Origin of the sequence: Brotaphodocola sp. (assembly GCF_050873065.1) — a bacterium.
Lineage (GTDB): Bacteria > Bacillota > Clostridia > Lachnospirales > Lachnospiraceae > Brotaphodocola.
Map to the genome: position 1 here is coordinate 1 of NZ_JBNMIC010000066.1, position 10,498 is coordinate 10,498.

Below are 10,498 nucleotides of genomic sequence, written 5' to 3' on the forward strand. Positions count from 1 at the left end.
CGGTTCCCTGGGACTGGTAATAGGCGTCGGTGTCAAAAACCACAAACATCGGTTTTCCCATTAGATCCACATCCGGCAGCTTGGCATCATCCGAGAAATCCCAGTTATTGCTCTTTCCGTCCTGAAACCAGCGGATCACCGCATTGCCGTAGATCAGCTTCATCTCCCGATCGCCCGCTTTCGGGAGTTTCCCCTGACCGAGCGGAATCTCCGCGAGATACCCGTCCGGCACCCCGGTGAGATTCGCGCTCATCGTGTATTTTCCCTGAATGAAAATCGCATTGACCTCAAGAAGCGGATACACACTCTTCACATGACTCATTCCCGAAAACTGTTTGACCACATCATCCGTGAGATACAGAGGTTTGTCCGAATCAGAACTCCCCCACGCATCCTGCCCGTACACAGTGATCGCCGTCAGGCTTCCATAAGAAGAGATCATCTCCCGATTCAGTTCCTTCATGCCGATTCCAAGAGACATCATGACTACCACAGATGCCGTTCCGATCACCACGCCGAGAACTGTCAGCGCAGTCCTGAGTTTTCTCCGTCGCAGGCTGTTTAAACTCATTCCCAGAAGATCCACAAATCTCATCTTCCCACACATCCTTTATATTTCAAGTCCATGAGCCGAGTTATGATTCTTACTCCTCGCTCTCATCCTCGCTGGCTTCCTGCTGCTTCTTTCTGCGCTCTCTCCGGATTTTTCTGCCTATGACAACCGCAACAATTCCAAGCACAATCACCGCTGCCGCCACAAGGGCCATCCAGTACTGGGAAAGAAATCCCACGATTCCGGTCTTTTGCTCCTCCTCAGGCTCCATCGGCTCCGGATTCATGGAATCATCCATCGAGGAGAAATCCTCCGTCACCGTCAGGGAGAGCTCTTTTTCCACCTCGGAGACATTGCCGTTCTCATCCTCGTAGGAGATCCTTACCTTAATCTTTCCGTCATCCGCCGTCGGCGCAATTCCGGTCAGCATGCAGTCCACATTTCCGGTCTCTCCGGACTTGATATTTCCCACATAGGAATCCGTCTTCTGGATCGAGTCCGCCTCAAACGTCGCCATCACGTTGTAGAGCGTCACCCGGCCCGTATTGTTGATGCCGAACATGACATTCGACTCCTCTCCAACCGAGATCGAATCCGGCATCACCTCAAACGTCCCCGTGTTCAGCCTCGGAATCTGGTACACCGGAATATCCACCGACATACTGTCCTCCGCATTCTTGTATTCCGGGCTGTCGTACTTGGCCTTTACAGTGAGGGCATAGGAACGCTGGTCAACCCCGGCGCGCGAACTCAGGCGGAATTTCACCGTCTGCACAGCCCCCGCTCCGAGCGATGAGATCGCCACCGACGAGGATCCCTCTGCAGTCGAAAAGACCGGGCTGTCCGACACTTTCTCAGACTCTACGGTCAGAAGCACATCCGATGCCGACACACTTCCGGACGCATTCTTGATCTGGAGCGTCAGATCAAACGAATCCCCCGCAACAATCCGGTCTGGATTTGTCGAGAATCCATCGACAATCAGGCGCGCCTTTGTGCGGTCGTGCTCATTGAACTCGTTCTGGTCGTCCTCCTTCGGTTTGCTCGTGATGTGCACAAAGAAGGTGGTCTCAAATGTCTGAAGTTCTTCTCCGGTGGAACTCTTGGAGTAGTAAATTTTCATCTGGATCGGATAATATCCCGTGTAGCTGTCCTGCCGGATCGCAAAACTGTAATCGAGCGGAACGCTCTCATCCACCCCGATCTTCTCAAACATCCGGTCATAATTCACGTCATTGATCCGAAACGGAAATTTTGCACTGTCAGCATCGAGAATGATGCTCGCCTTGACGTTGTAGACCGTCGCCGGGCTGTTATTCCGCAGATTGATCGAAAAGTTCATCACATCCGGATACGTTCCGTAAGGCGTGCTCTGTCCCTCTCCGAGCACAAAGTCATACGTCTTTGTCTCATCGTCGTCATCATCGGTGCCACTCGTCGAGACGGAGATCCACACGCGGACATTCTCACTCGTCAGCTCCACCCAGCCGCCGTCATCCTGACTGCTGTCAACCTGCTCAAACACGGAAATCGGCACTGTGTAATAGCCATTCTGAAGATCGCGGCGCACGCGCCCCGTCAGGGAAACGGTCTTCTCCTTCCGGTCACTCAAAGAGCCGACCGACTTGATCTTCTCAAAGGTGGAATCCGTTGTCTCAAAAGGAAACGCATATCCATACTTTAAGTCGTCTTCATCCTCGTCCCCGATGTCCACCCCGTTTGTGTCAAACCGGATTCCCAGCTTCTTGATGTCATGTCCGGAATTGTTTCTCAAGCGAAACGAGACGGTCATGCTCTTTCCCGTCTTTCCGCTCGGAATCTTGTCCGTAAAAATCCACTGATTATCCGCAAACGCCCGCAGCTTCCCGATTCCTCTCTCTCCCGCTCCCGGCACTGCCAGAAATCCAACGGTCCATACCACTGTCAGTACGAATGCGATCCACCGCCTAAATGTGCTTTTCATCTTCGCCTGCCCTCCCCTCTGCTTCTTCATTCTCCCTTTTTTCTGTTTTCTCTATGTTTTCTTCCTCCAGATCGGAATGATGCTGTTCTTCGATCTTTAAAATCTTTCCATCCACAATATGAAACTGCCTGTCCGCAAACGTCGCGAGGTGATTGTCGTGCGTGACCATGACGAGTGTCTGGTTCTGCTCCCGCACAATCCGCCGCATCAGTTTCAGGATCTCCATCGTTGTCTTGGAATCAAGATTTCCGGTCGGCTCGTCCGCAAAAATGATCTTGGGATCCACAACGAGGGCACGCGCAATTCCGACACGCTGCTGCTGTCCGCCGGACATCGCATTCGCCATATGCTTCATCTGTTTTTCAAGTCCCACTAACTTCAGATATTTCTGCGCCTTTTCATTCCGGATTCGCTTTGGAACTCCGCGAAATGAGAGCGGAAGTGCCACATTTTCCACCGCATTCATCGTCTTTAAAAGATTGTAAGACTGGAAGATAAATCCGACATTCTCCCGGCGAAACGCGACAAGCTCATTCTCATTCATCCGCTCCATGTGTTTCCCCGCGACAATGATCTCTCCCTTTGTCGGCTTTTCAAGTCCCGCAAGCATATTTAGGAGTGTGGACTTTCCCGATCCGGAAGGCCCCACAATCGCACAGAACTCTCCTTTATACATCGTAAAGTCAACACCATTCAGCGCGTAAACCTTGTTCGTTCCGACCTCATAAATCTTGTACAGATTTTTCACCCGGATCATCGGGGCTCTCTGCCTCTCCTTCTGCTGTTCACCCATACAATTTTCCTCTACCATTTTTCTCTTTTCAAGTTCTCAAAATGTCATCGTGAAATCTTTCTCATTCTCAACTTCATTATACAGGATAAAATGTTTTCCGACACCTCTTATTTTCTTAAACTTCCTTACATATTCATTAACAAATTTTTCGCATTTTTCCGTCTCTTCTTCGAATTTTCAGAACCTTCAAGGCGAAACTTTCTCAAAAACCACCAAAAACTTTTTTTATTTTTTTATAAAATACAGTAGAATTTTCCTAAGAAATCCGCTATAATATCTCACGAACCAAATGACAAAACCAAAGGAGATACGCGATGAGACACATGTTAAACCCATTGGATTTCTCAGTGGAAGAGATCGACCAGCTTTTGACACTGGCATCCGACATTGAGCAGAATTTTCCGAAATACGCTCATGTATGTAATGGTAAAAAATTAGCGACGTTATTTTATGAACCAAGTACAAGAACCCGTCTCAGTTTTGAGTCCGCAATGCTGAACCTCGGGGGAAGCGTACTTGGTTTTTCTTCAGCCGATTCCAGCTCGGCATCAAAAGGAGAAAGCGTTTCTGACACAATCCGTGTCATCTCCTGTTACGCAGATATCGTGGCAATGCGTCATCCGAAAGAGGGTGCTCCGCTTGTCGCTTCGATGAAGTCCCGCATTCCGGTCATCAATGCCGGCGATGGCGGTCACCAGCATCCGACTCAGACCCTGACGGACCTGATGACCATCCGCTCCTTAAAGGGACGTCTCGAAAACCTGACGATCGGCCTGTGCGGAGATCTGAAATTCGGCCGTACTGTTCACTCCCTGATCGAGGCAATGGTCCGCTACCCGAATATCCGCTTTGTCCTGATCTCCCCGGATGAGCTGAAAGTTCCGGAATACATCCGCGATGATGTGCTCCGCGCCAACAATATCCCGTTCAAGGAGGTAAGCAGTCTTGACGAGGCAATGCCGGAGCTCGATGTTCTCTACATGACCCGTGTCCAGAAGGAGCGTTTCTTCAACGAGGAGGACTACATCCGCTTAAAGGACTGCTATATCCTGAACAAGGATAAGATGAAACTTGCAAAACCGGATATGTACGTGCTTCATCCGCTTCCGAGAGTCAACGAGATTTCCACGGAGGTCGATGACGATCCGAGAGCCGCTTACTTCAAGCAGGTTCAATATGGAGTTTATGTGCGTATGGCACTCATCATGACATTATTGGAGGTAGAGAAACCATGCTGAACATCAGTGGATTAAGCGAGGGCGTTGTTCTGGATCACATTCAGGCTGGAAAGAGCCTGGACATCTACTATCATATGGGTCTTGACAAGCTTGACTGTCAGGTCGCAATCATCAAGAATGCAAAGAGCAACAAGATGGGCCGCAAGGACATCATCAAGATCGAGGGACCGATCGAGAATATCGATCTGGATGTTCTCGGTTACATCGACCACAACATCACAGTCAACATCATCCGCGACAACAAGATCGTGGAGAAGCGCGCACTGACCCTGCCGAAGAAGATCGTCAATGTCATCCAGTGCAAGAATCCGCGCTGCATCACCTCAATCGAGCAGGAACTGCCTCATATCTTCTGTCTGACCGACGAGAAGACAGAGACTTACCGCTGCATGTACTGCGAGGAGAAATATTCCAAGTAAGTTTCTTTTAAAAGGCAAAAGAAAAAATTTCACGAAAAAACGGTACCGCCGGAGGCAACATTTTTCTGCTTCCGGCAGTACCGTTTTTTATTTTCCTTCTTTTCCAGAGACAATTCCCATCACATCGGCGGGAGTCTTTGCCAGATAGTCTGCACCCGCAGTAAGAAGCTCTTCCCTGCTTCCGTAGCCGTAGAGCACACCGATACTCTCAAGTCCATTCTCCTTTGCACCGACAATATCGTTGCTACGGTCTCCGATCATCACAACCTGATCTTTGTCTGATTCTGCAATCCCACAGCTTTCCAGTACATAGCGGATCACGTCGCCCTTCTTCTCTCTGCTCTCATCGAGGGTCGCTCCACCGATGAAATCAAAACGGCGCGCCAGATCAAAATGCTCAAGAATTCTCTTCGCGGTATCCTCCGGTTTTGAGGTCGCCAGATACAGATGATACCCTGCACTTCTCAGATCGTCGAGAAGCTCTGGAATCCCCTCATAGACGTCATTCTCAAAGAGACCGCCTTTTCCGTCATAGTACTCTCGGAAACGCTCCACCGCCTCAAGCGACTGCTCCACGCCAAATCCATAGTATTTCCGCATGCTCTCTGCTAAAGGTGGTCCGATAAACGGGCGCAGCGTACTGCGGTCGCTCACGGTGATGCCATATGTATGCAGGGCATACTCAATCGCATTCATGATTCCCCTCGCGGAATCCGTCAAAGTTCCATCCAGATCAAATAACAAATACTGTTTTTTCATAAATCACTAAACTCTCCATCTCTTGTTCAAGCTTTTCTTGTTTTCTTGCCTTTTGTCTTCGTACTTTTTGCTTTCTTAATCTGCCTTCTTAATCTGCCATTTTATTTGTCTTCTTATTTATCTGCTTATAATTTCGTTTTGGCCTTGCTTTTGCAACCATCTTATTATGCCATCTCACACGAAAAAACGCAAGCGTTCTCTCCCCAAACACACGTTTTGCAAACAACAACGGATTTTACAGCCAATTTTCCATAAAAAACTGCCACCCGGCTTCTAAGGGATATGTGTGATAAATGGCATATCGCATATCCATCCCGGATGGCAGTTTTCTCTCAAAAACGAGAAGTTTTTATTTCATTTCTTTCTTTATTTAAAAAATTCATGTCCTCCATGCTCAAACAGATAATGAAGGGATCCGTCAAACCATCTGACGTTTCCGTTTTGAGAAAGTTTTCGATTCATAAAGTAGAGAGCTCCCTGCGAGTAATCCTCCCCCGCAAGTGCGCGATCCACCGCTTCCATCGTGGCCTCCGTCACCTTGCAGCGATTGATGCTTCCATCAATCACCGGGGAAAACTGTGACTTCTGATACACCACACCGGTGATACTCGCCGGAAATGACTTATTTAAAACCCGGTTGATCACGACATTCGCAACCAGGATCCGGCCTTTCATGTCACATCCTCCGGCCTCCGCCTGAACGATTCTCTGGAGAACAACCAGATCCTCCGGCGTGTAGGACACAACGGCTGCCGCCGCCTTCGCTTCCGCCTCCTGGCGTCTGCGCTCTTCCTCCGCCCTTCTTCTGGCTTCTTCCTCCGCCTGTCTTCTGGCCTCCTCCTCTACCCGGCGAATCTCTTCTTTCGTCTCTTCCACGGCTTCTTCCCTCAACTGCCGCGCATCAAGTTCTTCCTGCACATTCTTTGCCAGCGTACTTCCCGCTAACAGCTGGCCGCTTTTTACCTCTTCGGTATCATGACCTGCAAGATGAAATGGTATTTTTGCTTCCGTAAGCAGTACAACTTCCTCAGTCTGTGCCTCTTCTGTCTCTTCCAGACTTTCCTCCTCCGAAGGAGTCTCCGCATATGCAGTCAGGGCATTTCGCCCTCCTCCCGCAAATCCGGCTGAAGCAAAGGTTATCACTGCAACGACCACGCTTCCAGTCATCAGAATGGCGCGTGAGCGATACATCTGCTTTGTCACATTTACGCTTTTTACTGCCAGCGTATGGACAAGTTGATAAACGGACTGAAGAAATGAGCATATTGCAAGCATACAATACTCCTCTCTTCGATCTTTCCGCCCGATTCCAGAATTCTGAAACCGGTCCGGAGATTGGAGGCGATCCCATTGCGTTTTGCTAAGTAAGAAGTGGGATACAAAACATGAATTTTCAAAATCGCCTGTCTCGTGGTAACTTTCGATATTGTAGTAGGTGCTTAATAAAATGTCAATAACTCTTTCATACTTTTGTCATATCTGACACCCGGTTTTTGGCGCACTTTTTGAATTTTGTACAGGACATATAAATTTTTTCGTGTCAATCCGCTCAATTTTTGTGAATAAAATTTTTCTTTTATTACACTTCTATTACAATTTTGTTAAATATAACGATAGAAAAAAAGAGTCGAATTTTCTCGACTCTTTTTTATGTAAACTAAATACGGTCCTATACAGCCCGATCTTCTCCAGATCTGACCATTTTTACCGGTTAATCCTGCACGAGGCTGACAAACTCTGCCTCGGTGTAGCGGCGAAGATCCTCGGGATTTACCAGAATCTGAAGACCTCTCTGCCCTGCACTGACTGCAATCACATCGAAAAGCTGGGCAGTCTCTTCTATATAAGTAGGAAACTTTTTCTTCATTCCGACAGGAGAGCAGCCGCCGCGGATGTAGCCCGTCAGCGGAAGCAGATCCTTCACATGGATCATCTCCACCTTCTTGTCCCCAGCTGCCTTCGCGACTTTTTTCAGATCAAGCTCCTCTGCAACCGGAATGCAGCAGACGAGATACCCCGTCTTCTCTCCCTTTAACACGAGCGTTTTAAACACCGTCTCGACATCCTGGCCGAGCTGATCTGCCACATGAATGCCGGACAGATCATTCTCATCCACCTCATAGGACTCCACGCCATAGGAAATCCCTGCGGAATCTAAAAGACGCATCACATTGGTCTTCTCTGTTTTCTTGTCTTTCTTATCTTTCTTTTCTTTCATAATACCAAATACCAAATAATCTTATCAAAACGCATCCGCGCACTTTATGGATTTTACGGATTCACAATCTTTCCTGCGATTGCACAGGCTGCTGCCGTCTTCGGGGAAGCGAGGTAGATCTCTACTTTTGAGGTTCCCATTCTTCCGAGGAAGTTTCGGTTGTTCGTTGCAACTACGCGCTCTCCGTCGCTCAAAATACCGCCGGTACGTCCGCAGCACAGGCCGCAGCCCGGATGAGTGACGATCGCACCTGCCTTAATCAGCGTCTCAAGAATTCCCTCCTTAAGCGCCTCCTCATAGACTTTCCGGCTTGCCGGAGTCACAATCATCTTTACAAACGGAGCAACTTTCTTTCCGTCAAGCACCTCTGCTGCCGCGCGCAGATCCTCGAGACGGCCATTCGTGCAGGAGCCGAGGAAGACCTGATCGATCACAGTTCCTTCCACCTCGGTGACATTGCGGATCTTGTCGACCTGGGACGGGCATGCCATCACCGGAACAAAATCTTCTGCCTGATACTTTAACGTCTTTAAGTAAACGGCATCCTCATCGCCCTTTAAGTTCTTCTGGAAGTCGTTCAACTCGATCTCACAGTACTCTGCGGTCTTCTCATCCGGCGTGAAGGTTGCACACTTTGCGCCTGCCTCGATCGCCATGTTTGCCATCGTCATCCGGCTTGCAACGGTCATGTTCTCGATCGTGGAGCCTGCAAACTCAAGTGCACGGTAAGTCGCACCGTCCGCACCGAGGTCGCCGATGATCCGGAGAATCACATCCTTCGACATCACATTCTCCGGCAAGTTTCCGTTGATCTCGACGCGGATCGTCTCCGGCACTTTGACCCAGAGCGTTCCCGTTCCGAGGATTGCTGCCATCTCGGTGTATCCGATTCCGGTTGAGAATGCGCCGACACAGCCGTAGGTCGTCGTGTGGCTGTCTGTTCCGAACACGACATCACCCGGCTTCACATATCCTGCCTCCGTCATCAGCTGATGGCAGATACCGTCACTGCGGTGAACATGCTTCATGCCGTACTTCTCTGCAAAGGCATCGCCGACCTTGTAATGGCGCACATCGTCCTGCTGGCTCGCCGGAACGAGGTGATCGTAAATCATCACAACCTTGTCCGGATCCCAGACTTTCTGAAATCCCATCTCATTGAACTTATTCACAATAAACGGCATCATGATATCGTCGAGCATGACACGGTCGACATTGACCGTCACGATCTCGCCCGGTTTTACTTTCTCTCTGCCGATGTTGCGGGCAATAATCTTCTCAATAATTGTCTGTCCCATCTTTTTCTCTCCTCAATCTTAAAGTGTTACGGTTCACGTTATCTTACGGCACTTTCGGTTCCAAAAGTGCCTACTTGTGAATACCGTTTCTCTTCTGCATTGCCTTGACAAGACCGCCTGCATTCAGAATCTCCACCAGATTGTCCGGCAGGGACGCAATCGGATACTTCTTTCCGTTGTGCTCAACGTCCTGATTTACGGTCACTGTGATCGTGTCGCCCTCCTTCACATGGTCGTGAAGTTCCGGCTGTTCAATCAGAAGCAGACCATTGTTGATCGAGTTGCGGAAAAAGATGCGCGCAAATGATTTCGCAATCACGCAGCGGATTCCGAGTGCTTTCACAACCTCCGGTGCCTGCTCTCTCGAAGAGCCGCAGCCGAAGTTCTTTCCTGCCACGATGATGTCTCCCGGCTGAATCTGACCCGCAAGTTCCGGGCGCAGCGGGGAAAATCCATACTGTTTCATATCTTCAATCGTCTTCAATGCCAGATACTCGGTCGGAATGATGATATCGGTGTCAATATCATCCCCGAGCACCCAGACTCGGCCTGTAAACTGTTCCATCTCTCTATTTCCTCTCTTTTTCAAGTTCAAATCGATACGAATCGACACGTTCAAGTCGACGCTCACAGAGTGTATCACTCTGAGTTTTACAGCTGGTCTGCCGTGCAGATCTCACCCTTGACTGCGGAAGCAGCAACGGTCGCTGCCGAACCGAGATAAACCTTGGAGCTCGGATGGCCTGCACGTCCCTTGAAGTTTCTCGTGCCTGTGCTGATCAGGACCTCATTCTCTCCGATGACACCCTGGCAGCTTCCCCAGCAGACGCTGCAGTTCGGGTTCATCACGATCGCACCGCTCTCCATGAAGATCTCGATCAGACCTTCCTTCATCGCCTGAAGGTAAACTTCCTGGCTTGCCGGTACGACGAGGAATCTCACATGATCGGAAACCTTGCGTCCCTTCATGATCGCTGCGCCGACACGCAGATCATCGATACGTCCGTTGTTGCAGGAACCAAGGAAAGCCTCATCGATGCGGACTCCACATACTTCCTTTGCCGGAACCACGTCATCGACAAAGTCCGGGCGGGCAGCAACCGGCTGGATCTTGGAAAGGTCGAAGGTGTACTCTCTCGCATACACAGCATCCGGATCACTCTCAAAGACTGCCTTCGGCTCTCTTCCTCTCTCTCTCAGATACTCCAGAGCAATCTCATCTGCCTGGAAGATTGCGGTCTTTGCACCTGCCTCAAC

At 49.6% G+C, this 10,498-nt stretch carries 11 protein-coding genes; 2 read left to right on the forward strand and 9 right to left on the reverse strand.

All coding sequences use genetic code 11. The features are described 5' to 3' along the window. The 3 genes from ACR0QE_RS11975 to ACR0QE_RS11985 all read right to left on the reverse strand — a co-directional run. Positions 1-595, reverse strand: a 595-nt coding sequence (locus ACR0QE_RS11975) for an ABC transporter permease (RefSeq protein ID WP_432628578.1), incomplete at its 3' end; no start/stop codon positions are given. A gap of 49 nt (positions 596-644) precedes the next feature. Next, complete coding sequence (locus ACR0QE_RS11980) at positions 645-2,516, reverse strand: CARDB domain-containing protein (protein ID WP_432628579.1); 1,872 nt, start codon at positions 2,514-2,516, stop codon at positions 645-647. Beyond that, positions 2,500-3,309 (reverse strand): ABC transporter ATP-binding protein, encoded by an 810-nt coding sequence (locus ACR0QE_RS11985; protein WP_432628580.1) that lies wholly within the window; start codon positions 3,307-3,309, stop codon positions 2,500-2,502. Before ACR0QE_RS11985 ends, ACR0QE_RS11980 begins: the two co-directional genes overlap by 17 nt. Before the next feature lie 314 nt (positions 3,310-3,623). Here ACR0QE_RS11985 and pyrB point away from each other — a divergent pair, with 314 nt between their 5' ends. Together pyrB and ACR0QE_RS11995 are read left to right on the forward strand one after the other, a co-directional pair. Further along, the gene (pyrB, locus tag ACR0QE_RS11990; RefSeq protein ID WP_432628581.1) at positions 3,624-4,547 is read left to right on the forward strand and encodes an aspartate carbamoyltransferase; all 924 of its coding nucleotides are present in this window, start codon (positions 3,624-3,626) and stop codon (positions 4,545-4,547) included. After that, positions 4,541-4,966, forward strand: coding sequence for an aspartate carbamoyltransferase regulatory subunit (locus tag ACR0QE_RS11995; protein ID WP_432628582.1), 426 nt, complete (start codon positions 4,541-4,543; stop codon positions 4,964-4,966). Before pyrB ends, ACR0QE_RS11995 begins: the two co-directional genes overlap by 7 nt. An 87-nt stretch (positions 4,967-5,053) precedes the next feature. Here ACR0QE_RS11995 and ACR0QE_RS12000 read toward each other — a convergent pair whose 3' ends face one another. The 6 genes from ACR0QE_RS12000 to ACR0QE_RS12025 all read right to left on the reverse strand — a co-directional run. Next, positions 5,054-5,725 carry an HAD family hydrolase gene (locus tag ACR0QE_RS12000; RefSeq protein ID WP_432628583.1) on the reverse strand — a complete coding sequence of 224 codons (672 nt, stop codon included), beginning with the start codon at positions 5,723-5,725 and terminating at the stop codon, positions 5,054-5,056. 366 nt (positions 5,726-6,091) lie between these two features. Continuing rightward, on the reverse strand, positions 6,092-7,000 hold the full coding sequence (locus ACR0QE_RS12005; RefSeq protein ID WP_432628584.1) for a cell wall hydrolase: 909 nt from the start codon (positions 6,998-7,000) through the stop codon (positions 6,092-6,094). A 436-nt stretch (positions 7,001-7,436) separates the two neighbouring features. Next, positions 7,437-7,943 (reverse strand): Cys-tRNA(Pro) deacylase, encoded by a 507-nt coding sequence (gene ybaK, locus ACR0QE_RS12010; RefSeq protein ID WP_432628585.1) that lies wholly within the window; start codon positions 7,941-7,943, stop codon positions 7,437-7,439. Between the two features lie 53 nt (positions 7,944-7,996). Beyond that, the gene (locus tag ACR0QE_RS12015; protein ID WP_432628586.1) at positions 7,997-9,241 is read right to left on the reverse strand and encodes a 3-isopropylmalate dehydratase large subunit; all 1,245 of its coding nucleotides are present in this window, start codon (positions 9,239-9,241) and stop codon (positions 7,997-7,999) included. A gap of 70 nt (positions 9,242-9,311) precedes the next feature. Beyond that, positions 9,312-9,806: a 3-isopropylmalate dehydratase gene (locus ACR0QE_RS12020; RefSeq protein ID WP_432628587.1), complete on the reverse strand. Its 495-nt coding sequence runs from the start codon at positions 9,804-9,806 to the stop codon at positions 9,312-9,314. Between the two features lie 86 nt (positions 9,807-9,892). Further along, positions 9,893-10,498, reverse strand: a 606-nt coding sequence (locus ACR0QE_RS12025; RefSeq protein WP_432628588.1) for an aconitase family protein, incomplete at its 5' end; no start/stop codon positions are given.

Coding starts and splice junctions, on each gene's coding strand:
- ACR0QE_RS11980 (WP_432628579.1), bottom strand. CDS start 2,516: ATGAAAAGCACATTTAGGCGGTGGATCGCATTCGTACTGACAGTGGTA.
- ACR0QE_RS11985 (WP_432628580.1), bottom strand. CDS start 3,309: ATGGGTGAACAGCAGAAGGAGAGGCAGAGAGCCCCGATGATCCGGGTG.
- pyrB (WP_432628581.1), top strand. CDS start 3,624: ATGAGACACATGTTAAACCCATTGGATTTCTCAGTGGAAGAGATCGAC.
- ACR0QE_RS11995 (WP_432628582.1), top strand. CDS start 4,541: ATGCTGAACATCAGTGGATTAAGCGAGGGCGTTGTTCTGGATCACATT.
- ACR0QE_RS12000 (WP_432628583.1), bottom strand. CDS start 5,725: ATGAAAAAACAGTATTTGTTATTTGATCTGGATGGAACTTTGACGGAT.
- ACR0QE_RS12005 (WP_432628584.1), bottom strand. CDS start 7,000: ATGCTTGCAATATGCTCATTTCTTCAGTCCGTTTATCAACTTGTCCAT.
- ybaK (WP_432628585.1), bottom strand. CDS start 7,943: ATGAAAGAAAAGAAAGATAAGAAAGACAAGAAAACAGAGAAGACCAAT.
- ACR0QE_RS12015 (WP_432628586.1), bottom strand. CDS start 9,241: ATGGGACAGACAATTATTGAGAAGATTATTGCCCGCAACATCGGCAGA.
- ACR0QE_RS12020 (WP_432628587.1), bottom strand. CDS start 9,806: ATGGAACAGTTTACAGGCCGAGTCTGGGTGCTCGGGGATGATATTGAC.